The organism is Escherichia sp. 10290, assembly GCF_030295155.1.
Classification (GTDB): domain Bacteria; phylum Pseudomonadota; class Gammaproteobacteria; order Enterobacterales; family Enterobacteriaceae; genus Escherichia; species Escherichia coli_F.
Map to the genome: position 1 here is coordinate 4410005 of NZ_AP025741.1, position 24421 is coordinate 4434425.

Sequence of the window (24421 nt, forward strand, 5' to 3'; positions counted from 1 at the left end):
TGTTTGTTGTTTTAACCCTTTGCAGTGGGTTGTCGCTGCCTGACCTTTTTTGTTTTTTACCCGGTCGGGTCAACGTTATGAGGTGGGGATGCCGTACTAATTAACATCAGTGTAACAGTGCGGATCCTCCATAAAATGCCCCTCGTGACCTACAATCTGTCAACAGAATGTGAAAACGTCAATACAGCCAACCGGGATTTACACCAACGGTGAGAATCCACAAACAAAGATTAAAAAAACTTCAAACAGCTATTTGCAGCAGAGAAATTTGTGCTACGCCAACATAACCAGAACAATCAGCTTAATATTTAGCAACATTTGGTGATTAAGTTTTATGCATTTAATGAAAAAAATCTGAGGAAAAGATGGATATCTGAGCGATTAATACCATGAACGCTAAAACGCACAGCGGAAAATACCAGCGCCAGCCATAAGTAACGCAAAAAAAGATTTAAGCAAATATAAAAAAAGACAATGGATTCTGTCACAAATCCGTTAATGGATAGTGAGATGTGGGGCGCAAATTTGGCAGGGAAATATGTGGTGTGTCGGTCAGATAAGGCGTTCACGCCGCATCCGACAATAAGTGCGGTGCCGTTGCCTGATGCGGCGCTGACGCGTCTTATCAGGCCTACGTTCAGATTTGGTCGGTGCCAGAGGATTACTCGCCACTGCGGGCCGTTGCTGCCACAACGTTCTCTCGCTTTGCTGGAGTCGAACCTCCCTGCCCCCGGAAGTTCTCATCCTCTTCAGGCCGCAGAAAGCAAAAAACCAGCCCGTAGGCTGGTTTTTCTAAATTGGTCGGTGATAGAGGATTACTCGCCACTTCGTGGCTCGCCCTGCGGGCCGTTGCTGGCGCAACGTTCTCTCGCTTCGCTCGAGTCGAACCTCCCCGCCCCCGGAGGTTCTCATCCTCATGGGCTTCAAATGCAAAAAAGCCTGCTCGCTGAGCAGGCTTTTCGAATTTGGTCGGTGATAGAGGATTCGAACCTCCGACCCCTTCGTCCCGAACGAAGTGCGCTACCAGGCTGCGCCAATCACCGAATGCGGGGCGCATCTTACTGCGCAGATACGCCCTCGTCAATCCCTTAATAGCAAAATGCCTTTTGATCGGCGAGAAAGTCAGCAGGCCTCTTAGTTAGCCACGACCTCTTTCGCCTGCGGGATGTGACACCAGTTGTTGTTTTCGTTAATACCACCGTCCGGTGAAGTATAGCCAAGACAACCCATGATGGTGTCGTACAGCTCTACGTGACGGCGTGGCACTTTCATATCAGCTTCTTTTTTCAACTGCGCAAATGCCTGCGCGTTGGCTGGATTTTCCAGATATTTATCCGACATCCAGACCATCATCGGTACGCGGAACTGCTCCGGCGGTGCCAGTTCACGCGGTGTGCCGTGCAGGTGCTCGCGTTCGTTAATTGACTCACCGTGGTCAGCTGCGTAGAACACAATCGCTTTCTTATCGCGAACCTGATCAATCACGCTGGAGATAAAGTGATCCACATAGGTCACCGAGTTGTCATAGGAGTTGATCATCTGCGCTTTGGTACAGCCGCTATCAACACCAATACATTCCGGCTTCCACTGCGCAAAGCTGCGCGGGTAACGCTGGGTGTAGTTAAAGTGCGAACCTTTGGTATGCAAAATGATCAGATGCTTGCCATCCGGGTTGCGCCCCAGCGATTGCTGCATTTCGTCTACCAGCAACATATCATCTACCGGCTTGCCACGGTTACGTGGCTCCGCACCAATCTGCTCACGATAAGCAATGTTGTCTGCCATCGTGTTGCTGTAGAACCACATTTCGCTTTGCATAGCGTAGAGATCAGAACTGAATCCTAACTGCTTCAATACCGCGAAAATGTTCTGTTCTTTTAATGTGCGCTGCGGATTATCTTCTGCTCCACCCTGACGCACAAACATGCAACGCAGAGAAAGTTTGGTCGCCGTGTCACAAGAATAGCCACGAAACGCCGCCAGATTTTTCTCCTGAGCCAGTTTCGGTGTGGTATTGCGTTCATAGCCGAAAATGCCCATATGATCCCAGCGCGTGGTTTCACCAATAATGAAAACGACATATGTATCATCAACGTTTTGTGGAGCCTGGTACGTAAACTTCTTCGCAGGGTTAAGGAGAGAATTGTTATCGGAAGATTCATCGACCCGCGCCCAGGCATAAAGACCTAACGCCGAAAGCCAGTTTGATGGCAGATAAGAGTTCGCGACAACGCCACCATAACTCGGCAAATCAACACCTGTCGCCCTCTCCACTTTCTTCTGCTGGATATCCAGCAAACGAATCGGTGCCCAAACCATAATACCTGCCAGTACGACGACCGCCAGACTCCGAATACGTTGCCCTGGGGTTCGCAGTTGTCGGAGCAAGGTGTAGCGACAGCGGTTATTCCAGATAAGGATAAGAGGTAATGCGCTTACGGCGATTAACCAGAGAATAAAGTTCAGACCAACAACTTCTTTTGACAGATCGATATCGGTGGTCATGACGGATGCGATGATGCCATAACCAATGACCACATTAAGGAAAGTCATGTAATAGCTGGCACCTGCAGAAAAGAGCACCACCAGCGATGCCAGAATTCGCCAGCTGCGGCGGCCAAACAGCGAAAGCAGACGCAGTAAAAAGAAGGTCACCAGTACGGTAGCGACCAGTTCAACAACAGCAGAAACGCCTTTCCAGACGGTAAAATCGTGCGCATAGCTGCCGAAGCGGCGGTAAAAAACCGCGCCATTCATAAAAAGGCCAATATAGATTGCAAGCAAAAAGCTCAGCTTCTGCTGTGTAATCGATTTGATGTATCTCATGCAAACAAACCCTGGACAAACAGGTGATAACACCCTGCTTAGTGGCTTTTCAGGCCCGGCAGGGGAAAAGTGCGGAGGTAGTCAGATAAGTAAAATCTACACGCGCGAATAAGTAGACCACAGCAAAGGGAAAAAGTGTGGGGAAAGAGTGTGCATGAAGCACAAATTTACAAAAATGCAAGTTTGAAAAGAGACTTTAGCGTTACAAAAAGCAGTAAAAAGGGCCAGTTCACTGGCCCAAATTTTACGCGTCATTGTTTATACATTGCGTTGAAGCGTTTGATTCACACTAAGGCTAAAGCCCAGTAGCTCGCGGCAGGTCATTAAAGGGAGCCATGCGCCTCACGCAACATTTTCTGCTCTGGCTGGCGAATCGTCGTAGAAAGCGCCAGTGACAGAATCAGCAGGGCGAAAATCACGTAGAAAGTCACATAGAATCCGCCAAACAGTGAAGCGATAATCGAACCACAAATGCTGCCGATACCGAAACCGAGGTAAATCACACCGTAGTTTTTTGCCAGATTATTTAGGCCGAAGAACTCACTGACCAGTGACGGGAACACCGTGATAGTGCCGCCGAAGTTAAATGCCACGCAGGCAATCGCTGCAAAGAACGTCACTGCATTCAATGGTGCAAACAGCAGGGCCGCCATGCCCACCAGCGAAATGACCTGACCAATGGTGATAACACGGATACGGGCGATTTTGTCAGACAGAATGCCCAGCACCAGACGACCAGAAAGGTTGGCGATGGAAATAACCGTCACAGCATTGGCTGCGGAAATTGCATCAAGATGCGCCAGACTTTGAGCGATATCTTTCGCCACGCCAATCACATACAGGCCACTCATGCAGGCGGTCAGGAACATAACTGCTAACATCCAGTACTGCGGTTTACGCATCGACTCTGCCAGCGTGTAATCCTTCTCCACCACACCATTGCTGGTTTTCACTTCCTGCTTCGGCGCATCTTTCATTAATGTTGCGCCAAAGACAATCATCACCAGTACAATCGCGCCCCAAATAACAAAGGTTTTTTCCAGACCGACCGTTTCCAACAGTTGCGTATCGATAAATTTGAAACCCAGACTACCAAGTCCATAAGAACCAATAGCGAAAGCAGAGATGAGTCCCTTACGCTCCGGGAACCACTTCACGCAGTTTGAGAGCGTCAGCAGGTAGCCCGCACCATCCGCCAGACCAACCAACACACCGGCGCTTAACCACAGCATCATCAGGTTGTTGGAATGTGCTGTCAGGAAGAAACCTAATCCCAGCAAAATGCCGGAAGCCATAGTGACGCGTTTAACACCAAAACGTTCTTGCAATTTGCCCGCAACAGAAGACGAAATTGCCAGCCCCAGACTTAACAAGCCGAAAGAGAAAGCAACCTGGCTTACCGGAGCCCCCAGCTTGGCAGAAAGCGCGCCGTTAAACAGACTCCAGGTATAAACCGACCCCAGGGCAAACTGGGTAATGATAGTACCGATGAGTGTCAGCCAGCGAGTACGCTGATAATTTGAAGGTGTCATGGCAGTATTCCTGCAGTAATAAAAAGGAAAAATCTCTGCCGACAACCATAACGAAGTGCACTTTATGCCTGGGGAAAAACGGCATGAAATGCCATCAGAACGGAATGAAATGCATTAGTTCAGGAATGAATGACTCGACAATTATTCACCAAATTTATTATTTAGTAAGTTAGTCCCCACTATCGCCACATTAGTTGTTATTTATGGGTTTCAATTGTATCTATAACGTTAAAATCTGGCACTAACCCCCATCGTATACAGATAGTCATTATTGTTCGTGGTATTTTCTGCCTGAGATAACGCAGCGTAGGCGGCAATATTTTGATTGAGCAACATATCAGCACCTACCGTGACATCCAGCCAGTTGCCGTTCTGGTTTGTCGCCGTCATCCGGCTTAAGCCTGATTGCGCCTTCCAGATATTCTCGCCAAATTGCTGGTTATAGCTGATTTGCGCCCAGGGTCGGAGATCGCCAAGCCGGGAGTCAACACGCCAGCCTAAGGTACTCACGCTGGCATGCCATAACGGATCAGTCAGTGTAGTAGTACTGTCGCCAAACTCGTTATACATCGAGGTGGTTGTACCATCGTAATGTAATGCCGCGACCGGGCCGGTTGTAACCTGTTCATATAAAGGAAAATTCCAGCCCATACTCATACTGCTGGTCACATCCACAGGGGTTTCTTCCGCCAGATTGACTTCCAGTCCCTGCGCCCTTTGGCTACTTTGAATACGTTGCGACAGAATATCGTTGTAATCAGGTTGATGATCGCTATCCCAGGTGTAGCGCTCTGTGGAATGTCCGGGTTGCGTATCAACGATATATTCTTGTTGCCAGGCGTAAGCTGTGTTGAGAAAAAAGGCACTGATTACCACGCTCGCCAGCAGGCTTAACTGCCAGCGACCACCGCTTTTTTTTATGATCATTAACACGACTCCAGGGAAGAGCCGAATTCGGCAATATTATTGTCATTGTATGAAGGATATCGGGCATAGTAGCCCTGTATTAAATATTGACTTTTTCACCGATGCGTCAAGAAAAGCGGCTGAAATTTTTACGATCGGGTACATAGCGAGGGAAAGTATGGAACGTTGCGGCTGGGTGAGTCAGGACCCGCTTTATATTGCCTACCATGATAATGAGTGGGGCGTGCCTGAAACTGACAGTAAAAAACTGTTCGAAATGATCTGCCTTGAAGGGCAACAAGCAGGGTTATCGTGGATCACCGTCCTCAAAAAACGCGAAAACTATCGCGCCTGCTTTCATCAGTTCGATCCGATGAAAGTCGCAGCAATGCAGGAAGAGGACGTCGAAAGACTGGTACAGGACGCCGGGATTATCCGCCATCGCGGGAAAATTCAGGCAATTATTGGTAATGCGCGGGCGTACCTGCAAATGGAACAGAACGGCGAACCGTTTGCCGACTTTGTTTGGTCGTTTGTCAATCATCAACCACAGGTGACACAAGCCACAACGTTGAGCGAAATCCCTACATCTACGCCCGCCTCCGACGCTCTATCTAAAGCCCTGAAAAAGCGTGGTTTTAAGTTTGTTGGTACCACAATCTGTTACTCCTTTATGCAGGCATGTGGGCTGGTGAATGATCATGTGGTTGGCTGCTGTTGCTATCCGGGAAATAAACCATGATTCGGGAAGCGCAACGTTCAGAACTCCCCGCGATCCTCGAATTGTGGCTGGAAAGTACAACCTGGGGGCATCCCTTTATAAAAGCGAATTACTGGCGTGATTGCATTCCGCTGGTGCGGGATGCCTATCTTGCCAACGCGCAAAACTGGGTCTGGGAAGAAGACGGTAAGCTTCTCGGTTTTGTCAGCATTATGGAAGGCCGATTTCTGGCTGCAATGTTTGTCGCACCGAAGGCCGTCAGACGCGGTATTGGTAAGGCGCTAATGCAGTATGTGCAGCAGCGCCATCCCCATCTGATGCTGGAGGTTTATCAAAAAAATCAACCGGCGATAGATTTTTACCATGCGCAGGGTTTTCACATTGTCGACTGCGCATGGCAGGATGAAACCCAACTACCCACCTGGATTATGAGCTGGCCGGTGGTTCAAACGCTGTAAGTGTCAGTTCCGGACCGTTGTATTTTTCCAGCCATGCCAGCGCCGTATTACCCGCACAGCCATTCCCCAGCCGCGAGCTGGGGAGATCTTTGGTCAGAACGTTCACCGCGCCGTTTTTACAAATACCGTCAGCGGTTAAATCCAGATCCGGCCATGCCCCTTCATGAATGCAAATCACGCCAGGTTTAATTCCCTCACTAATGACCGCTCCGGCAAGAATTTGCCCGCGTGCGTTCCACAACCGAACAATATCGCCATCTTGTATGCCGCGCGCCTGGGCATCGTCAGGATGAATGGTGACAGGCTCACGATTTGCCACCGCGTACAATTCGCGCAGAGAACTGTAATTCAGCTGGCTGTGCAGACGATGTGCCGGATGAGCAGAAAGTACCTGCAACTGTTCCGGTTCGGCATTGCCCTGCCATTCGTCCGGCTCCAGCCACATTGGATGCCCAGGGCAATCCGGATAAGCGTAATCGGCAATACGCTGCGAGAAGATTTCAATCTTGCCGCTGGCGGTTTTTAATGGATGCGCCTGCGGATCGCGGCGAAAATCGGCGAAGCGAATAAACCGCTCGCTGTCCGGGTTTTCCGGCATCTCAATTAACTGGTTGGCTTCCCAGAACTCAGCAAATGGCGGCAATTCAACCTGCTGGCTTGCCCCGCGCTGCCGTGCAACGTTATAAAACGTTTCCAGCCATTGCAGCTCACTTTTTCCTTCCGTAAACCGCGCACAGCCGCCCTTCTCCCAACGTTCACTCAACTCGGCAAAGACATCAAAATCATTACGCGCTTCATAACGTGGAGGCACCACTTGCTTCATCGGCACCAGATGCTGATTACTGTAATCGCCGGTCATGGTGAGGTCATTACGCTCAAACGAGGTGGTTGCAGGGAGGACGATATCGGCGTGTTTCGCCGCTGCCGTCCAGAAGCATTCGGAGATCACCACCAGCTCCGGTTTTTGCCAGGCACGAATCAGACGATTGGTATCCTGATGATGAGTAAAGTTGGCGCCGCCCGCCCACCAGATAAAACGAATATCCGGGAAGTGACGGTTCATGCCATTGTGTTGGTATGCACCGCCAGGGTTTTCCAGAGCTTCAACAATACGGGCTACAGGGATTTTATCTACCGCATCGGTGCCACCTGGCAAGCTGCCCTGCATAGATGAAAGCACCGCAGCGCGGCGCGTAGGGTTACCACCATTGGCAAAATGGTAAGAAAGACCAAAGCCCCCGCCAGGCGTGCCGATTTGCCCTAACATTGCTGCCAGGGTGACGATCATCCAGTGTTTTTGCTCACCAAACTGCTGGCGCTGCATTCCCCAGCCAGCCATCAGCATGGTGGTATTTTGATGAAAAATAGCCGCCAGTTCGCGGATTTTCTCTGCGTTAATCCCACAAATCTCTGCCGCCCATTCGGCATTTTTCGCTATTCCGTCACTCTCGCCCAGCAAATAAGAGGCGAAGACGTCATAACCTGTGGTGCAACGCGCCAGAAACGCTTCGTCGTGCCAGCCATTTTCCACCAGCGTATGGGCGATCCCCAGCATCAGCGCAACATCGGTGCCCATGTGCGGTGCCACCCACTCCATTTTATCGCCAAAGAAATCGACGGTTTCCGATCGCATTGGATCAATGCAGATCAGCTTTTTCCCGCTGTCACGCAGTGCGGAAAAGTAAGAAAGCCCCTGCTCATCGGATGCATTCCACGCAATTTTCAGCGTATTGAGTGGGTTAGCACTCCATAGCACCACGACATCGCTATGTTCCAATACCAACGGCCAACTGGTTTGCTGTTGATAAACTTCGCTGCCCCCCACGACATACGGCATGATCGCCTGTGCTGCACCGGTCGAATAATCCCCCAGATGCCCGGTATAACCGCCTGCCAGCGCCATATAGCGTTGTAATAATGTCGAGGCCTTATGCAGCACGCCGTTTGAACGCCAGCCGTAGGAACCAGCAAAAATCGATGCCGGACCATAAGCCTCACGAATGCGTTTATGTTGATGATGGATGAGATCCAGCGCCTCATCCCAACTCACGCGAACAAATTCATCCTGCCCACGAATGCCTTGCGGGTTTTCCGGTGACGCGAGAAAGCCCTTGCGCACCATTGGAAATCGTACCCGTGTTTTGCTGTGAACCTGGTCGCGAACCGCACTCTGCAAGGAGTTTTTCATTTCTGTGACTAACGCGCCACGCGAGCTAAACACGGTTTCGCCGTCGGTTTCAACCAGCATGGGCCCCCAGTGAGCGGCAGTAAGAACAGAATAACGTGAGGATGAGTTGGCCAAACCGAAGGCTCCTGAAAGATTAGATGTATTGAGCAGTTAAATATTACTTACAAATTTCCGAGTATTCCCAGGAATAATCTTCATGTTCACGCGGCATAATCTCCCGCCACGGAACCCGTGGCAAAGAATAAAAAGGTTATTAAGGATTAACAATGAAGAAACGTGTTTATCTTATTGCCGCCGTAGTGAGTGGCGCTCTGGCGGTATCTGGCTGCACCACTAACCCTTACACAGGTGAACGCGAAGCAGGTAAATCTGCTATCGGTGCAGGTCTGGGCTCTCTCGTTGGCGCGGGTATTGGTGCGCTCTCTTCTTCGAAGAAAGATCGCGGTAAAGGCGCGCTGATTGGCGCAGCAGCGGGTGCAGCTCTGGGCGGCGGCGTTGGTTATTACATGGATGTGCAGGAAGCGAAGCTACGTGACAAAATGCGCGGCACTGGTGTTAGCGTAACCCGCAGCGGGGATAACATTATCCTCAATATGCCGAACAATGTAACCTTCGACAGCAGCAGCGCGACCCTGAAACCGGCAGGCGCTAACACCCTAACCGGCGTGGCAATGGTGCTGAAAGAGTATCCGAAAACGGCGGTTAACGTGATTGGTTATACCGACAGCACGGGTGGTCACGACCTGAACATGCGTCTCTCCCAGCAGCGTGCGGATTCTGTTGCCAGCGCGTTGATCACCCAGGGCGTGGACGCCAGCCGCATCCGTACTCAGGGCCTTGGCCCGGCTAACCCAATCGCCAGCAACAGCACCGCAGAAGGTAAGGCGCAAAACCGCCGTGTAGAAATTACCTTAAGCCCGCTGTAATCCCTTTCATGCCAGGTGATGCAAAAATCACCTGGCATTCTTCAGTTTTCCTTCATCATATTTCAGGCTAAGGTGATCGCCTTATCAGTGAATGGAGAGAAGAATGAAGCCGTCCGTTATCCTCTACAAAGCCTTACCTGATGATTTACTGCAACGCCTGCAAGAGCATTTCACCGTTCATCAGGTGGCAAACCTCAGCCCACAAACCGTCGAACAAAATGCAGCAATTTTTGCCGACGCCGAAGGCTTGCTGGGTTCAAATGAAAACGTTGACGCCGCATTACTGGAAAAAATGCCAAAACTGCGGGCCACTTCAACGATCTCCGTAGGCTATGACAATTTTGATGTCGATGCGCTTACCGCCCGAAAAATTCTGCTGATGCACACGCCAACCGTATTAACAGAAACCGTCGCCGATACGCTGATGGCGCTGGTGTTGTCTACCGCTCGTCGGGTTGTGGAGGTAGCAGAACGGGTAAAAGCAGGCGAATGGACCGCGAGCATAGGCCCGGACTGGTACGGCACTGACGTTCACCATAAAACACTGGGCATTGTCGGGATGGGACGGATCGGCATGGCGCTGGCACAACGTGCGCACTTTGGCTTCAATATGCCCATCCTCTATAACGCGCGCCGCCACCATAAAGAAGCAGAAGAACGCTTCAACGCCCGCTACTGCGATTTGGATACACTGTTACAAGAGTCAGATTTCGTTTGCCTGATCCTGCCGTTAACTGATGAAACGCATCATCTGTTTGGCGCAGAACATTTCGCCAAAATGAAATCCTCCGCCATTTTCATTAATGCCGGACGTGGCCCGGTGGTAGATGAAAATGCACTGATTGCTGCATTGCAGAAAGGGGAAATTCACGCCGCCGGGCTGGATGTCTTCGAACAAGAGCCACTGTCTGTAGATTCGCCGTTGCTCTCAATGGCAAATGTCGTCGCGGTACCGCATATTGGTTCAGCCACTCATGAGACGCGTTATGACATGGCTGCCTGTGCCGTGGATAACTTGATTGATGCGTTACAAGGAAAGGTTGAGAAGAACTGTGTGAATCCGCACGTCGCGGACTAACCGCGACTGCGGGAAGTAAAGCCCGATAATCGCTCGGGCTTTTACTCTTTATTGGGTTGCAGTGACTGCTGTAGTCCAGGCCTGATTAAACGCCTGATGCTGTGCCGGTAATGGCGCAATCAGTTTGTTATATTCACTTGCCTGCTGCGAAGTCGGGAACTGGATGCCATTTGCGACAAAACTCACCTGAGTACCTTGCTGAGCAATGTAGTCTCCAACCATCACCAGTTGTTGCGTGAAAGTTTGTGCCGCCGGAATCAACGGTTGCAAAGCATCAGCTGGCGTCGTTACCACTTTGGTGAATGCCTGATCAAAGACCGGTTTCAGGTCATCGCTCTGTTTTAGCGCAGAGTGCGCAGCATCGGCCTGCAACTTCGCATTTTGCAGCTGTTGCGCCAGCACACCCAGAGAACCGTTCATTTCACGCAGTGGGCCGCTTTGCGTAACGTAATCCTGCGGTACGCGAATTGCGTTAACGCTGTCTACAACCGGGCGCAGACCGGAATCCATCGCCTGATTCACCTGCTGTGAATAACCATACAGAATCGCGTAATCAGAGACAAAAGGACCAAACTGTTTTTTCTGATCGGCAGTCAGGGTTGGTAGACGTTCACCGCTACGCATCACTGTATTCTGCAGGAAGTCGATAAACGCTTTACGCTGATCGCCTTCTTTATCAAAACACCCACTCAGGCTAACTACCATTAATAACGCCGCAAGAGGCGCAAACCAGCGAGAGCAGGACTTTCCTGTCGCCATTTTCTTACTCCTTTCACCCAAAAAAAGCGCACAACGACACACGCGTGTCTGACGTGACAAGGATAGTCCAGGACAGGCTTGCAGGATACCCTTTCTACGTAATCTTCCTGGTAAAATAATGGAGAAAACGAAACAAGGTTAATTTGTTGTTTCATTGTTAAAAAATGACATTGCAGTTGCCTTTTTTCTAGCCAGAGATTTACGTCTTTACAGAACGCCATATTTTCGAAATCTTTACAATCCCGGAGTGGTAAAAGATATATCGGCATTTATCAGATCGTTAGGTCGCTATAAGTCACGCTAAGTATAAGGCTGAATCGAATCACAGGCAGAGCATGCCCTGCCTTACTCCCGCTGTGTCTGCTTTTCCCGACTATTCTTAATGAGCTTCGATGCAATTCACGATCCCGCAGTGTGATTTGAGGAGTTTTCAATGGAATATAAAGATCCCATGCATGAGCTGTTGAGCAGCCTGGAACAGATTGTTTTTAAAGATGAAACGCAGAAGATTACTCTGACGCATAGAACAACGTCCTGTACCGAGATTGAGCAGTTACGTAAAGGTACGGGGTTAAAAATCGATGATTTCGCTCGGGTTTTGGGCGTTACCGTCGCCATGGTAAAGGAATGGGAATCCCGACGCGTTAAGCCTTCAAGTGCCGAACTAAAATTGATGCGTCTGATTCAAGCTAACCCAGCGTTAAGTAAGCAGTTGATGGAATAGACTTTTATCCACTTTATTGCTGTTTACGGTCCTGATGACAGGACCGTTTTCCAACCGATTAATCATAAATATGAAAAATAATTGTTGCATCACCCACCAATGCGTGGCTTAATGCACTTCAACGGTTTGACGTACAGACCATTAAAGCAGTGTAGTAAGGCAAGTCCCTTCAAGAGTTATCGTTGATACCCCTCGTAGTGTGCATTTCCTTTAACGCTTCAAAATCTGTAAAGCACGCCATATCGCCGAAAGGCACAATTAATTATTAAAGGTAATACACTATGTCCGGTAAAATGACTGGTATCGTAAAATGGTTCAACGCTGACAAAGGCTTCGGCTTCATCACTCCTGACGATGGTTCTAAAGACGTGTTCGTACACTTCTCTGCTATCCAGAACGATGGTTACAAATCTCTGGACGAAGGTCAGAAAGTGTCCTTCACCATCGAAAGCGGCGCTAAAGGCCCGGCAGCTGGTAACGTAACCAGCCTGTAATCTCTGCTTAAAAGCACAGAATCTAAGATCCCTGCCAAATGGCGGGGATTTTTTTATTTGTTTATTCAGGAAATAAATAATCGTTCGCGTAATAAAATCTATTATTATTTTTGTGAAGAATAAATTTGGGTGCAATGAGAATGCGCAACGCCGTAAGAAAGGCGGGAATAACTTCCCGCCGAAGACTCTTACTCTTTCAATTTGCAGGCTAAAAACGCCGCCAGCTCATAATTCTCCTGTTTAATATGCAATTCACACAGTGAATCTCTTATCATCCAGGTGAAAAATAAAAGCGTGAAACAAATCACTATTAAAGAAAGTAATCTATATTTCTGCGGCATTCCCAGCCTCCTGTGTTGATTTCCAACGAGTAAGAGGCTAACCTTATGGTGTCTATGCATAGAGGGGCCTCACTTTGATTTATAGTCAGGTGGGGCTTTTCTCTGTCTGCCTTTCGGTGAATACCTGAGACAAACAGTCTCAAGCACCTGTGGCTATTCTAGCTTAATAAGTTCTTTTCTTCTCTTTGATATAATCCTAAAAAATCTCATAAAATTAATATATGAGACAATCTTTATTCAGCAGAAGATTATTAAAGGTTGCTCTATTATTTAGCGATAAAAAAGCCTGCCAGATGGCAGGCTTTTTAATAACGACGTTATTACTGCAACAGCGAAATATCCGCAACTCGCAGGAATAATTCGCGCAGTTTCTCCAGCATGGTAAGACGGTTGATTCGCAATTCTTTGTCATCAACCATGACCATCACTTTATCGAAGAAGGCATCAACCGGTTCACGCAGCTCAGCCAGTTCGACCAGCGCATCCTGGTAACGACCTTCAGCAAAGTACGGCTCTAGCTTGTCACGTAGCACCACAACCTGCATCGCCAGTTTAATTTCTTCCGGCTCTTTCAGAGTAGAGGCATTCACGCGGTCGCTCAGCACTTCGTCAGATTTCGCCAGAATGTTAGATACACGCTTATTCGCCGCCGCCAGTGCTGCCGCCGCATCCAGGGTTCGGAAGTGCGATACCGCTTTCATTCGGGCATCGAAATCAGCCGGACGAGTCGGACGACGCGCCAGTACCGCCTGGATGGTGTCAACGGTGTAACCTTCGTCCTGATACCAGGCGCGGAAGCGACCGAGCATAAAGTCGATAACGTCATCAACCACGTTGGCGTTAGTCAGCTTATCACCGTACAGACGCGCCGCTTCTTCAGTCAGTGTTTGCAGATCGAGGTTGAGGTTCTTCTCAACGATAATGCGCAGCACGCCCAGCGCGGCACGACGCAACGCAAACGGGTCTTTGTCGCCTTTCGGATGCTGGCCGATACCGAAGATACCCGCCAGGGTATCCATCTTGTCAGCAATAGCCAGCGCACAAGCCACTGGGTTAGACGGCAGGTCATCACCAGCAAAACGCGGCTGATACTGCTCGTTCAGCGCCACTGCGACATCTTCCGCTTCACCATCGTGACGCGCGTAGTGCATCCCCATAACGCCCTGGGTGTCGGTGAACTCGAAGACCATGTTGGTCATCAGGTCGCACTTGGACAGCAGGCCCGCACGGGTTGCGTGGTTAACGTCAGCGCCAATCTGTTCAGCAATCCAGCCAGCCAGCGCCTGGATGCGGTCAGTTTTGTCGCGCAGTGTACCCAGCTGTTGCTGGAACAACACGGTTTGCAGGCGCGGCAGGTTATCTTCCAGACGTTTTTTACGGTCGGTGTTGAAGAAGAACTCGGCATCCGCCAGACGTGGACGAACGACTTTCTCGTTACCAGAGATAATTTGCTGCGGATCTTGCGATTCGATATTGGCAACGAAGATAAAGTTCGGCAGCAGTTTGCCGTCGTTCGCATACACCGGGAAGTATTTCTGGTCACCTTTCATGGTGTAAACCAGTGCTTCAGACGGCACCGCGAGGAATTTCTCTTCGAATTTTGCGGTCAGCACAACCGGCCATTCCACCAGCGAAGCGACTTCTTCCAACAGGCTTTCGCTTAAGTCAGCGTTACCGCCAATCTTACGCGCCGCTTCTTCGGCATCGGCTTTAATCTTCGCCTTACGTTCTTCGTAATCGGCGATGACTTTCCCGCGCTCACGCAGAATTTCCGGATACTGATCAGCATTGTCGATAGTGAATTCCGGCTCGCCCATAAAGCGGTGGCCGCGAATCACGCGATCGGACTGAATGCCCAGAATGGTAGCCGGAATAACTTTGTCGCCCAGCAGCAGGGTCACGGTGTGCACCGGACGCACGAAGTGCACGTCGCTTGCACCCCAACGCATCAGTTTCGGGATCGGCAGTTTCGCCAGCGAAGTCGCAACCATATTCGGCAACAGTGCTTCAGTGCTTTCGCCCTTCACGTGGGCGCGATACAGCAGCCATTCGCCTTTATCGGTAGTCAGACGCTCAGCCTGGTCAACGGTAATACCGCAACCACGCGCCCAGCCTTCTGCCGCTTTGCTCGGTTTGCCTTCAGCGTCGAACGCCTGAGCAATTGCCGGGCCGCGTTTTTCGATTTCACGATCCGGTTGCGCTTCCGCCAGGTTAGCTACTTTCAGCGCCAGACGACGCGGAGCAGCAAACCATTGAACGGTGCCGTGTGCGAGGCCAGCGTTATCCAGCTCCGCAGTAAAGTTCGCAGCAAAGGACTCAGCCAGGCTGCGCAGTGCTTTTGGTGGCAGCTCTTCAGTGCCGATTTCCACCAGAAAAGTTTTCTCAGACATAGCCGCCTCTTACTTATCTTTGTTGCACATCGGGAAGCCGAGGGCTTCACGGGAAGCGTAGTATGCTTCTGCCACTGCTTTGGTCAGGGTGCGAATGCGCAGAATATAGCGCTGACGCTCAGTGACGGAGATGGCTTTACGCGCATCCAGCAGGTTGAAGCTGTGGGCGGCTTTCAGAATACGCTCGTAGGCTGGCAACGGCAGCGGATTTTCCAGCGCCAGCAGCTGCTGCGCTTCTTTCTCGTATTGCTCGAAGCAGGTGAACAGGAAGTCCACATCCGCGTATTCGAAGTTGTAAGTGGACTGCTCCACTTCGTTCTGATGGAACACGTCGCCGTAGGTGGTTTTACCCAGCGGACCGTCGCTCCAGACCAGGTCGTAAACGCTGTCTACGCCCTGAATGTACATGGCCAGACGTTCCAGACCGTAGGTGATCTCGCCGGTAACCGGTTTACACTCCAGACCACCAACCTGCTGGAAGTAAGTGAACTGCGTCACTTCCATGCCGTTCAGCCACACTTCCCAGCCCAGCCCCCAGGCACCCAAAGTCGGGTTTTCCCAGTTATCTTCCACGAAACGGATATCGTGGATAGTCGGATCCATGCCCAGCTCTTTCAGGGAACCGAGGTACAGCTCCTGAATATTGTCCGGCGATGGCTTAATGACCACCTGGAACTGATAGTAGTGCTGTAAGCGGTTGGGGTTTTCGCCGTAGCGACCATCGGTCGGGCGACGAGAAGGCTGAACATAAGCAGCCGCCATCGGTTCTGGCCCCAGCGCGCGCAGACAGGTCATTGGGTGAGAGGTTCCCGCGCCGACTTCCATGTCCAATGGTTGAACAATGGTGCAGCCCTGGCGAGCCCAGTAATCCTGTAAGGTCAGGATCAAGCCCTGGAAGGTCCTGGTATCAAACTTTTGCATATTATTTCGTGCTGGATACGTGTGGATTTAAAGGAAGGGATCAGTATACCCGCTGGATGGAAGATATACAGTACGAAACGGGAAAAAGCAGGGCTTAACGCATGGAAAGATGCAAAAAATGGCCATCCGCGTCAAAAGAACAGACAAACTGCTCTTTCCGGAAGGTATAACCACGCATTTCGTAGCTTCCCTGGAACTGTTCGAAGGCGGTGACGTCGATTTTTTGCTCGCCGGTGTTATAACGTTTTGCCGCCTGATCCTTGCATAACGCTTCCATATTCAACGAACGCAGCGGATCAACTTTTACCCGTTGTGCTTTCTGCACGGGTGGCGGTGTCGAGCATCCCACTAACACTACAAGCGCCATTGCCGGAAAGAAAGAGTTCATCATCATTAAATTACCGTCTGGTTTGCAGGTGAGTCTTATTATTTATATCGGTATAGTGGCTGATATCTTACGAATTTCCTCAAGCCTCTATAAGCTGTAGTGATAAAACTCAGATTATTCCAGTGTGCCAACCGAATGATTTATCGGTCAGACTTTTTTTAACCAGATACAGAGACACAGATGCAGCCCAAAATTTACTGGATTGATAACCTGCGAGGGATAGCTTGCTTAATGGTGGTAATGATTCACACCACAACCTGGTATGTGACCAATGCTCATAGTGTTAGCCCCGCTACCTGGGATATCGCCAATGTTCTGAATTCTGCCTCTCGTGTCAGCGTGCCGCTATTTTTCATGATTTCCGGCTATCTCTTTTTTGGCGAACGCAGCGCCCAGCCGCGCCATTTCTTACGCATCGGCTTATGCCTGCTGTTTTATAGCACTGTTGCGCTGCTCTACATTGCGCTATTTACCTCCATCAATGTAGAGATGGCGCTAAAAAACCTGCTGCAAAAGCCTGTTTTTTACCACTTATGGTTTTTCTTCGCGATTGCGGTGATTTATCTGGTTTCACCGCTGATTCAGGTGAAGAACGTCGGCGGTAAAATGTTGCTGGTGCTAATGGTGGTGATTGGCATCATCGCTAATCCAAATACTGTGCCGCAGAAAATCGACGGTTTTGAATGGCTGCCAATTAACTTATATATCAATGGCGATACTTTTTACTACATCCTGTATGGCATGTTGGGGCGCGCCATTGGCATGATGGACACACAGCATAAGGCACTGTCGTGGGTGAGCGCCACACTGTTTGTTGCGGGGGTATTTATTATCTCTCGCGGGACATTATATGAATTGCAGTGGCGCGGAAATTTTGCCGATACCTGGTATCTTTACTGTGGGCCGATGGTTTTTATCTGCGCAATCGCACTATTGACTCTGGTTAAAAACACGCTGGATACACATACTGTTCCCGGGCTTGGGCTGATATCACGCCATTCTTTAGGTATATACGGGTTCCACGCATTGATTATCCATGCGCTGCGTACCCAGGGGATTGAGCTTAAAAACTGGCCAATACTGGATATTATTTGGATCTTTTGCGCGACGTTGGCAGCGAGTTTGTTACTTTCTGTGCTGCTTCAACGAATCGACAGAAACAGACTAGTGAGTTAAGTAAAAGCCCGGTTACATTGGACTGACCGGGCTTACGTGAATTATTCGCTGTATTCTTCCTGGGTAACCTGTGTTTCTTTTGGTGGGTTTATTCCGGCATCACGAATATTCTTCTGCACCGCTACTGCACCAAACAAGCTTAAGAAGAAAGCCAGCCCATAAAAACCTTTTTCGCTGAGTAATAACGTCGCATTCCACAGACCTACCATCAATAACGCAACAGAGATAATAAAGACAGTCAGGCAGGTCATATAATAAATGGAGGTGGTCGGTATGCCTTCATACTTGTCACGAACGGTCTTTTGATAAGATGCCGCAGAAAACAGTCCTAGCACCAGCACGGCAAAATAATATCCTTTTTCATTTAACTGCATCTCTGCATTCCATAGCCCTAATAGATAGGTAACGATACCACTAGACTGGCCCCCTGAATCTCCAGACAACCAGTATCACTTAAATAAGTGATAGTCTTAATACTAGTTTTTAGACTAGTCATTGGAGAACAGATGATTGATGTCTTAGGGCCGGAGAAACGCAGACGGCGTACCACACAGGAAAAGATCGCAATTGTTCAGCAGAGCTTTGAACCGGGGATGACGGTCTCCCTCGTTGCCCGGCAACATGGTGTAGCAGCCAGCCAGTTATTTCTCTGGCGTAAGCAATACCAGGAAGGAAGTCTTACTGCTGTCGCCGCCGGAGAACAGGTTGTTCCTGCCTCTGAACTTGCTGCCGCCATGAAGCAGATTAAAGAACTCCAGCGCCTGCTCGGCAAGAAAACGATGGAAAATGAACTCCTCAAAGAAGCCGTTGAATATGGACGGGCAAAAAAGTGGATAGCGCACGCGCCCTTATTGCCCGGGGATGGGGAGTAAGCTTAGTCAGCCGTTGTCTCCGGGTGTCGCGTGCGCAGTTGCACGTCATTCTCAGACGAACCGATGACTGGATGGATGGCCGCCGCAGTCGTCACACTGATGATACGGATGTGCTTCTCCGTATACACCATGTTATCGGAGAGCTGCCCACGTATGGTTATCGTCGGGTATGGGCGCTGCTTCGCAGACAGGCAGAACTTGATGGTATGCCTGCGATCAATGCCAAACGTGTTTACCGGATCATGCGCCAGAATGCGCTGTTGCTTGAGCGAAAACCTGCTGTACCGCCATCGAAACGGGCACATACAGGCAGAGTGGCCGTGAAAGAAAGCAATCAGCGATGGTGCTCTGACGGGTTCGAGTTCTGCTGTGATAACGGAGAGAGACTGCGTGTCACGTTCGCGCTGGACTGCTGTGATCGTGAGGCACTGCACTGGGCGGTGACTACTGGCGGCTTCAACAGTGAAACAGTACAGGACGTCATGCTGGGAGCGGTGGAACGCCGCTTCGGCAACGATCTTCCGTCGTCTCCAGTGGAGTGGCTGACGGATAATGGTTCATGCTACCGGGCTAATGAAACACGCCAGTTCGCCCGGATGTTGGGACTTGAACCGAAGAACACGGCGGTGCGGAGTCCGGAGAGTAACGGAATAGCAGAGAGCTTCGTGAAAACGATAAAGCGTGACTACATCAGTATCATGCCCAAACCAGACGGGTTAACGGCAGCAAAGAACCTTGCAGAGGCGTTCGAGCATTATAACGAATGGCATCCGCATAGTGCGCTGGGTTATCGCTCGCCACGGGAATATCTGCGGCAGCGGGCTTGTAATGGGTTAAGTGATAACAGATGTCTGGAAATATAGGGGCAAATCCAACCACCAACAAGAGCTATCCATGACACAATACTAAATGCCGGAGAATAGGTTGATATTTTGTTGTCCATCACAGTATTCCTTTCATTCCTGAATGTGTAAGAGCTTTATGTTGCTCATGCCGAGCGAAACAAACGCATTTGACCAAACAAGCAAACAAAAAAGGCGATGGCATAAATCACCATTTCATAAGCATTGATAGGCGCATTTAAAACACCGATAAACAAGAGACCGATTGTGATTAACGCTACCAACTGGCAGACACGGATAAAAAAATCATCCAGTTGCCCGAGTCTTTCAGCACGAAGATATGCATAGTTGCCAAAAGTTGCCGTCATTAACACGCCAAGAAAATAGCCTTTTCCACTTAACAATGGGCATGAGATCCATAGCCCAAGCAGATAAACCAGCGCCCCGACAACAAATAATAGTTTTGCCACAGTCTTTGAGGTTTTCATAATGATCTCCATATCTACCAGCGATACATTACGAGTAACCAACGAAAGACAAAACTGAAAAATGCCATTAACAAATGATTTCAGAATAAATTCATACTAAATATTAATTAATTACTGATATATATAGATGTGGATTATCCCCCACCCGGTCAGGCAGGGGATAACGTTTACGCCATTAATGGCAGAAGTTGCTGATAGAGGCGACGGAACGTTTCACGTCGTGGCTGATAAGTGGCATAACGCTGCGCATCTGGTAAATGCGACTGTTCTAACGGCAGTTGTGGCAACAACTCAATGAGCGATTTCTCTGGATTCGCCGCAATCTGCGCCAGCCTTGCTGCGCCCAGTGCTGGCCCCACATCCCCCCCCGTGCGGTAATCGAGTTGCTGACCGCTGATATCCGCCAGCATCTGACGCCAGTACTCACTACGCGCCCCGCCACCAATCAACGTAACACTTTGCGGTTTAATGCCGCAGGCATGCACGACATCCATGCCATCTGCCAGCGCATAACCCACGCCTTCCAGCACTGCTCGCGCCAGTTCATTAGCACCATGTTGATGGGTCAAACCAAAGAAAACCCCCTTCGCCTGGGGATTGTTGTGTGGCGTACGTTCACCGGAAAGATAAGGCAGAAACCAAACTGGCTCGGCACTTTCATCAGCCTGTTGAGCAGCCGCGATTAAAGCTGGGACATTGTTCAGGCCCGTTAATTTCGCGGCCCAATCCAGACACGACGCTGCACTCAGCATCACAGACATTAAATGCCAACGCTGCGGTAGCGCATGGCAAAAGCTGTGTACGGCGCTTTCTGGCTTGCTTAAGAACCCTTCGCTGACAGCAAAATAGACCCCCGACGTCCCCAGCGATAACATTGCCTGATTAGCATCAACCATTCCTACACCAACCGCACCAGCTGCATTATCACCACCGCCTGCGACAACTGGCACTGCCGCCATACCCCACGCTTTCGCAACTTCAGGTAGCAAAGCACCAGTAATTTCGCTGCCTTCGTATAATGCGGGCATCTGGTCACGAGATAAGTGGCAAGCCTGCAGCATGACGTCACTCCAGTCACGCTTTGCGACATCCAGCCACATGGTGCCAGCTGCGTCAGACATATCGCTGGCAAACTCCCCCGTCATACGCAGACGCAAGTAATCTTTCGGTAATAATACTTTGTCGATTTGACGGAATATCTCCGGCTCATGCCGCTGAACCCATAGCAATTTAGGCGCAGTAAATCCGGGCATCATCAGGTTACCGGTAATCACCCGTGATTGCGGAACTCGCGCTTCCAGCAAAGTGCACTCTTGCGCACAGCGCCCGTCGTTCCACAAAATGGCAGGGCGTAATACCCGTTGCTGGGCATCCAGTAAGGTTGCACCGTGCATCTGGCCGGCAATACCCAATGCTTTAACGTCCTGCAGAGAATGCTGATCGCCCAGAGCTTTCATTGCGCGATCAGTTGCCTGCCACCACTGTTCCGGGTCTTGTTCCGACCAGAGTGGATGCGGGCGCGAAACGGTCAGCTTTTCCGTTTGCGAAGCAACCACCTCACCCTGCTCGTTGAGCAAAATAACTTTTACGCCCGAGGTGCCAAGATCTATCCCGATATACATATCGATCGTTCCTTAAAAAAATGCCCGGTATCGCTACCGATAACCGGGCCAACGGACTGCACAGTTAGCCGTTATTTGTCGAACAGATAATGGTTTACCAGATTTTCCAGTTGCTCCTGGCGACCACTCTGATGCACCGGAGACAAATTATGTTCCTGAGCATATTTGGCTAAATCTGCCAGTGACATTTGGCCTTTCAGGATTTGCTGGCCTAATTCGCTATTCCAGCCGGAATAACGCTGCGCGATGCGTTTATCCAGCTCGCCATCTTCAATCATGCGTGCTGCAATTTTCAGCGCCAACGCCATCGTATCCATCGCGCCGATATGACCGTAAAACAGATCATATTTATCAGTACTTTGACGACGGACTTTGGCATCGAAGTTCAGACCGCCGGTGGTGAAACCGCCTGCTTTGAGAATTTCATACATCACCAGCGCATTCTCTTCCACACTGTTCGGGAACTGGTCGGTGTCCCAGCCCAGTTGTGCATCGCCACGGTTGGCGTCGACAGAACCGAACAGGCCAAGCGCAATGGCGGTGGCTATTTCATGATGGAAAGAGTGACCTGCCAGCGTCGCGTGGTTAGCTTCAATGTTCAGTTTAATCTCTTTTTCCAGACCAAACTGTTTCAGGAAGCCATACACCGTCGCGGCATCGTAATCATATTGATGTTTAGTCGGTTCTTGCGGTTTCGGTTCGATAAGCAACGTACCCTGGAAACCGATTTTATGTTTATGCTCAACCACCATCTGCATAAAGCGGCCCAGTTGTTCACGCTCCTGACGCAAGTCGGTATTTAACAGCGTTTCGTAACCTTCACGACCGCCCCACAGAACATAGTTTTCACCGCCCAATTTATGGGTTGCTTCCATAGCTGTAACAACTTGCGTCGCCGCCCAACTAAAGACTTCTGGATCTGGGTTCGTCGCCGCACCCGCACCGTAGCGAGGGTTTGTAAAGCAGTTAGCGGTTCCCCACAGCAGCTTCACGCCGCTCTCTTCTTGCTTGCCTGCCAGGACATCAACCATTTGCGCAAAATTATTGATGTACTCTTTTAACGACGCGCCCTCAGGGGAAACATCCACGTCGTGGAAGCAATAAAATGGCACATGTAACTTGTGGAAAAACTCAAATGCGACATCTGCTTTACGCTTCGCCAACGCCAGTGCCTCACCAGGCTGCTGCCACGGACGATTAAACGCCCCCACACCAAACATGTCCGCCCCGTTCCAGCAGAAGGTGTGCCAGTAGCAGGCGGCAAAACGCAAGTGCTCTTCCATACGCTTGCCCAACACCAGTTCGTCGGGATTATAGTGATGGAATGCTAACGGGTTAGAGGATTTTGAGCCTTCATAACGAACGCGATCGAGCTGGTCAAAATAGGCTTGCATATTGAACTCCATAATCAGGTAATGCCGCGGGTGATGGATGATGTCGTAATATTGGGCACTCCCTTTCAGTTGCTCAATTATGTTATTTCACACTGCTATTGAGATAATTCACAAGTGTGCGCTCGCTCGCAAAATAAAATGGAATGATGAAACTGGGTAATTCCTCGAAGAGAAAAATGCAATAAGTACAATTGCGCAACAAAAGTAAGATCTCTGTCATAAATCAAGAAATAAACCAAAAATCGTAATCGAAAGATAAAAATCTGTAATTGTTTTCCCCTGTTTAGTTGCTAAAAATTGGTTACGTTTATCGCGGTGATTGTTACTTATTAAAGCTGTCCTCTAACTACAGAAGGCCCTACAACATGAAAATAAAGAACATTCTACTCACCCTTTGCACCTCACTTCTGCTTACCAACGTTGCGGCGCACGCCAAAGAAGTCAAAATAGGTATGGCGATTGATGATCTCCGTCTTGAACGCTGGCAAAAAGATCGAGATATTTTTGTGAAAAAAGCAGAGTCTCTCGGCGCGAAAGTATTTGTACAGTCTGCAAATGGCAATGAAGAAACACAAATGTCGCAGATTGAAAACATGATTAACCGGGGTGTCGATGTTCTTGTCATTATTCCGTATAACGGTCAGGTATTAAGTAACGTTGTAAAAGAAGCCAAACAAGAAGGTATTAAAGTATTAGCTTATGACCGTATGATTAACGATGCAGATATCGATTTTTATATTTCTTTTGATAATGAAAAAGTCGGTGAACTGCAGGCAAAAGCCCTGGTCGATATTGTTCCGCAAGGTAATTACTTCCTGATGGGCGGTTCGCCGGTAGATAACAACGCTAAGCTGTTCCGCGCCGGACAAATGAAAGTGTTAAAACCTTACGTTGATTCCGGAAAAATTAAAGTCGTTGGTGACCAATGGGTTGATGGCTGGTTACCGGAAAACGCACTGAAAATTATGGAAAACGCGCTGACCGCCAATAATAACAAAATTGATGCCGTGGTTGCCTCAAACGATGCCACCGCCGGCGGGGCAATTCAGGCATTAAGCGCGCAAGGTTTATCAGGGAAAGTAGCAATTTCCGGCCAGGATGCCGATCTCGCAGGTATTAAACGTATTGCTGCCGGTACGCAAACTATGACGGTGTATAAACCTATTACATTGTTGGCAAATACTGCCGCAGAAATTGCCGTTGAGTTGGGCAATGGTCAGGAACCAAAAGCAGATACCACACTGAATAATGGTCTGAAAGATGTTCCCTCCCGCCTGCTGACACCGATCGATGTGAATAAAAACAACATCAAAGATACGGTAGTTAAAGACGGATTCCACAAAGAGAGCGAGCTGTAAGCGTTACGCCCCGGCGA

The 24421-nt window shown here is 49.6% G+C and carries 23 protein-coding genes, 1 tRNA gene, 2 other RNA genes and 1 pseudogene; 10 read left to right on the plus strand and 17 right to left on the minus strand.

The annotated features are described in order from the left end of the window. Positions 1-644 precede the first annotated feature (644 nt). The 6 genes from QUE74_RS22235 to QUE74_RS22260 all read right to left on the minus strand — a co-directional run bounded on the left by QUE74_RS22235 (position 645) and on the right by QUE74_RS22260 (position 5285). Positions 645-765: non-coding RNA, RtT sRNA (locus tag QUE74_RS22235), on the minus strand. 33 nt (positions 766-798) lie between these two features. Then, positions 799-932: non-coding RNA, RtT sRNA (locus tag QUE74_RS22240), on the minus strand. Positions 933-966: 34 nt separating this feature from the next. Continuing rightward, positions 967-1043 (minus strand) — tRNA-Pro (locus tag QUE74_RS22245). A 91-nt stretch (positions 1044-1134) separates the two neighbouring features. Beyond that, positions 1135-2826 (minus strand): kdo(2)-lipid A phosphoethanolamine 7''-transferase, encoded by a 1692-nt coding sequence (eptB, locus tag QUE74_RS22250; protein WP_001269242.1) that lies wholly within the window; start codon positions 2824-2826, stop codon positions 1135-1137. Positions 2827-3149: 323 nt separating this feature from the next. Further along, complete coding sequence (locus QUE74_RS22255) at positions 3150-4358, minus strand: L-lactate MFS transporter (protein ID WP_000189051.1); 1209 nt, start codon at positions 4356-4358, stop codon at positions 3150-3152. Positions 4359-4586: 228 nt separating this feature from the next. Further along, positions 4587-5285 carry an autotransporter outer membrane beta-barrel domain-containing protein gene (locus QUE74_RS22260; protein ID WP_000584474.1) on the minus strand — a complete coding sequence of 233 codons (699 nt, stop codon included), beginning with the start codon at positions 5283-5285 and terminating at the stop codon, positions 4587-4589. Between the two features lie 157 nt (positions 5286-5442). On the opposite strand from QUE74_RS22260, the gene tag reads away from it, so the two are divergent. Both tag and QUE74_RS22270 read left to right on the plus strand, forming a co-directional pair. Beyond that, entirely contained in the window at positions 5443-6006 is a 564-nt protein-coding gene (tag, locus tag QUE74_RS22265) for a DNA-3-methyladenine glycosylase I (protein WP_000438936.1), read from the plus strand. Beyond that, a complete protein-coding gene (locus tag QUE74_RS22270) occupies positions 6003-6443 on the plus strand; it encodes an N-acetyltransferase (RefSeq protein WP_000617470.1) in 441 nt (146 codons plus the stop codon). Before tag ends, QUE74_RS22270 begins: the two co-directional genes overlap by 4 nt. Here QUE74_RS22270 and bisC read toward each other — a convergent pair. Beyond that, the gene (gene bisC, locus QUE74_RS22275; protein WP_000013990.1) at positions 6412-8745 is read right to left on the minus strand and encodes a biotin sulfoxide reductase; all 2334 of its coding nucleotides are present in this window, start codon (positions 8743-8745) and stop codon (positions 6412-6414) included. The genes QUE74_RS22270 and bisC overlap by 32 nt on opposite strands. Before the next feature lie 152 nt (positions 8746-8897). Here bisC and QUE74_RS22280 point away from each other — a divergent pair, with 152 nt between their 5' ends. Together QUE74_RS22280 and ghrB are read left to right on the plus strand one after the other, a co-directional pair. After that, on the plus strand, positions 8898-9557 hold the full coding sequence (locus tag QUE74_RS22280; RefSeq protein ID WP_000747625.1) for an OmpA family lipoprotein: 660 nt from the start codon (positions 8898-8900) through the stop codon (positions 9555-9557). A 103-nt stretch (positions 9558-9660) separates the two neighbouring features. Further along, a complete protein-coding gene (gene ghrB, locus QUE74_RS22285; RefSeq protein ID WP_000805014.1) occupies positions 9661-10635 on the plus strand; it encodes a glyoxylate/hydroxypyruvate reductase GhrB in 975 nt (324 codons plus the stop codon). Between the two features lie 48 nt (positions 10636-10683). Here ghrB and QUE74_RS22290 read toward each other — a convergent pair whose 3' ends face one another. Beyond that, a complete protein-coding gene (locus QUE74_RS22290; RefSeq protein ID WP_000190516.1) occupies positions 10684-11394 on the minus strand; it encodes a DUF3053 domain-containing protein in 711 nt (236 codons plus the stop codon). 433 nt (positions 11395-11827) lie between these two features. On the opposite strand from QUE74_RS22290, the gene QUE74_RS22295 reads away from it, so the two are divergent. From QUE74_RS22295 to QUE74_RS22305, 3 genes are all read left to right on the plus strand, one after another. Next, entirely contained in the window at positions 11828-12118 is a 291-nt protein-coding gene (locus tag QUE74_RS22295; protein WP_001355023.1) for an HTH-type transcriptional regulator, read from the plus strand. Positions 12119-12399: 281 nt separating this feature from the next. Next, the gene (cspE, locus tag QUE74_RS22300; RefSeq protein ID WP_000014594.1) at positions 12400-12612 is read left to right on the plus strand and encodes a transcription antiterminator/RNA stability regulator CspE; all 213 of its coding nucleotides are present in this window, start codon (positions 12400-12402) and stop codon (positions 12610-12612) included. A gap of 140 nt (positions 12613-12752) precedes the next feature. Next, on the plus strand, positions 12753-12824 hold the full coding sequence (locus tag QUE74_RS22305; protein WP_213045172.1) for a hypothetical protein: 72 nt from the start codon (positions 12753-12755) through the stop codon (positions 12822-12824). On the opposite strand, the gene hokA is transcribed toward QUE74_RS22305, so the two are convergent. The 4 genes from hokA to QUE74_RS22325 all read right to left on the minus strand — a co-directional run bounded on the left by hokA (position 12801) and on the right by QUE74_RS22325 (position 16658). Continuing rightward, entirely contained in the window at positions 12801-12953 is a 153-nt protein-coding gene (gene hokA / locus QUE74_RS22310) for a type I toxin-antitoxin system toxin HokA (protein ID WP_001135731.1), read from the minus strand. The genes QUE74_RS22305 and hokA overlap by 24 nt on opposite strands. 320 nt (positions 12954-13273) lie before the next feature. After that, entirely contained in the window at positions 13274-15343 is a 2070-nt protein-coding gene (glyS, locus tag QUE74_RS22315; protein WP_001291793.1) for a glycine--tRNA ligase subunit beta, read from the minus strand. A gap of 9 nt (positions 15344-15352) precedes the next feature. Continuing rightward, positions 15353-16264, minus strand: coding sequence for a glycine--tRNA ligase subunit alpha (gene glyQ / locus QUE74_RS22320; protein WP_001168544.1), 912 nt, complete (start codon positions 16262-16264; stop codon positions 15353-15355). Between the two features lie 94 nt (positions 16265-16358). Beyond that, on the minus strand, positions 16359-16658 hold the full coding sequence (locus QUE74_RS22325) for a YsaB family lipoprotein (protein ID WP_000980161.1): 300 nt from the start codon (positions 16656-16658) through the stop codon (positions 16359-16361). Positions 16659-16832: 174 nt separating this feature from the next. Between QUE74_RS22325 and wecH the strand changes: the two genes are divergently transcribed. Next, complete coding sequence (wecH, locus tag QUE74_RS22330) at positions 16833-17828, plus strand: O-acetyltransferase WecH (RefSeq protein ID WP_001182630.1); 996 nt, start codon at positions 16833-16835, stop codon at positions 17826-17828. 41 nt (positions 17829-17869) lie between these two features. Here the strand turns inward: wecH and yiaA are convergent, their stop codons facing one another. Next, on the minus strand, positions 17870-18271 hold the full coding sequence (gene yiaA, locus QUE74_RS22335; protein ID WP_000012216.1) for an inner membrane protein YiaA: 402 nt from the start codon (positions 18269-18271) through the stop codon (positions 17870-17872). A gap of 63 nt (positions 18272-18334) precedes the next feature. Between yiaA and QUE74_RS22340 the strand changes: the two genes are divergently transcribed. After that, a protein-coding gene (locus tag QUE74_RS22340; protein WP_088895425.1) for an IS3-like element IS2 family transposase occupies positions 18335-19563 on the plus strand; the annotation gives its coding sequence in 2 pieces (ribosomal slippage) (positions 18335-18650 and positions 18650-19563; 1230 coding nt in all). A gap of 11 nt (positions 19564-19574) precedes the next feature. On the opposite strand, the pseudogene QUE74_RS22345 reads toward QUE74_RS22340, so the two are convergent. The 4 genes and pseudogenes from QUE74_RS22345 to xylA all read right to left on the minus strand — a co-directional run. Continuing rightward, positions 19575-19643: pseudogene (locus QUE74_RS22345) on the minus strand (inner membrane protein YiaA); the annotation flags it as partial. 45 nt (positions 19644-19688) lie between these two features. Then, positions 19689-20030, minus strand: a complete 342-nt coding sequence (gene yiaB, locus QUE74_RS22350; protein WP_001355025.1) for an inner membrane protein YiaB — start codon at positions 20028-20030, stop codon at positions 19689-19691. A 167-nt stretch (positions 20031-20197) separates the two neighbouring features. After that, positions 20198-21652, minus strand: coding sequence for a xylulokinase (xylB, locus tag QUE74_RS22355; protein ID WP_000275397.1), 1455 nt, complete (start codon positions 21650-21652; stop codon positions 20198-20200). A gap of 71 nt (positions 21653-21723) precedes the next feature. After that, on the minus strand, positions 21724-23046 hold the full coding sequence (gene xylA, locus QUE74_RS22360) for a xylose isomerase (RefSeq protein ID WP_001149573.1): 1323 nt from the start codon (positions 23044-23046) through the stop codon (positions 21724-21726). Between the two features lie 365 nt (positions 23047-23411). Between xylA and xylF the strand changes: the two genes are divergently transcribed. After that, the gene (gene xylF, locus QUE74_RS22365) at positions 23412-24404 is read left to right on the plus strand and encodes a D-xylose ABC transporter substrate-binding protein (RefSeq protein WP_001296518.1); all 993 of its coding nucleotides are present in this window, start codon (positions 23412-23414) and stop codon (positions 24402-24404) included. Positions 24405-24421: the final 17 nt, after the last annotated feature.

Coding starts and splice junctions, on each gene's coding strand:
- hokA (WP_001135731.1), bottom strand. CDS start 12,953: ATGCCGCAGAAATATAGATTACTTTCTTTAATAGTGATTTGTTTCACG.
- cspE (WP_000014594.1), top strand. CDS start 12,400: ATGTCCGGTAAAATGACTGGTATCGTAAAATGGTTCAACGCTGACAAA.
- xylF (WP_001296518.1), top strand. CDS start 23,412: ATGAAAATAAAGAACATTCTACTCACCCTTTGCACCTCACTTCTGCTT.
- QUE74_RS22260 (WP_000584474.1), bottom strand. CDS start 5,285: ATGATCATAAAAAAAAGCGGTGGTCGCTGGCAGTTAAGCCTGCTGGCG.
- QUE74_RS22255 (WP_000189051.1), bottom strand. CDS start 4,358: ATGACACCTTCAAATTATCAGCGTACTCGCTGGCTGACACTCATCGGT.
- QUE74_RS22270 (WP_000617470.1), top strand. CDS start 6,003: ATGATTCGGGAAGCGCAACGTTCAGAACTCCCCGCGATCCTCGAATTG.
- tag (WP_000438936.1), top strand. CDS start 5,443: ATGGAACGTTGCGGCTGGGTGAGTCAGGACCCGCTTTATATTGCCTAC.
- glyS (WP_001291793.1), bottom strand. CDS start 15,343: ATGTCTGAGAAAACTTTTCTGGTGGAAATCGGCACTGAAGAGCTGCCA.
- wecH (WP_001182630.1), top strand. CDS start 16,833: ATGCAGCCCAAAATTTACTGGATTGATAACCTGCGAGGGATAGCTTGC.
- xylA (WP_001149573.1), bottom strand. CDS start 23,046: ATGCAAGCCTATTTTGACCAGCTCGATCGCGTTCGTTATGAAGGCTCA.
- QUE74_RS22295 (WP_001355023.1), top strand. CDS start 11,828: ATGGAATATAAAGATCCCATGCATGAGCTGTTGAGCAGCCTGGAACAG.
- ghrB (WP_000805014.1), top strand. CDS start 9,661: ATGAAGCCGTCCGTTATCCTCTACAAAGCCTTACCTGATGATTTACTG.
- QUE74_RS22290 (WP_000190516.1), bottom strand. CDS start 11,394: ATGGCGACAGGAAAGTCCTGCTCTCGCTGGTTTGCGCCTCTTGCGGCG.
- QUE74_RS22325 (WP_000980161.1), bottom strand. CDS start 16,658: ATGATGATGAACTCTTTCTTTCCGGCAATGGCGCTTGTAGTGTTAGTG.
- glyQ (WP_001168544.1), bottom strand. CDS start 16,264: ATGCAAAAGTTTGATACCAGGACCTTCCAGGGCTTGATCCTGACCTTA.
- xylB (WP_000275397.1), bottom strand. CDS start 21,652: ATGTATATCGGGATAGATCTTGGCACCTCGGGCGTAAAAGTTATTTTG.
- yiaB (WP_001355025.1), bottom strand. CDS start 20,030: ATGAAAACCTCAAAGACTGTGGCAAAACTATTATTTGTTGTCGGGGCG.
- QUE74_RS22280 (WP_000747625.1), top strand. CDS start 8,898: ATGAAGAAACGTGTTTATCTTATTGCCGCCGTAGTGAGTGGCGCTCTG.
- eptB (WP_001269242.1), bottom strand. CDS start 2,826: ATGAGATACATCAAATCGATTACACAGCAGAAGCTGAGCTTTTTGCTT.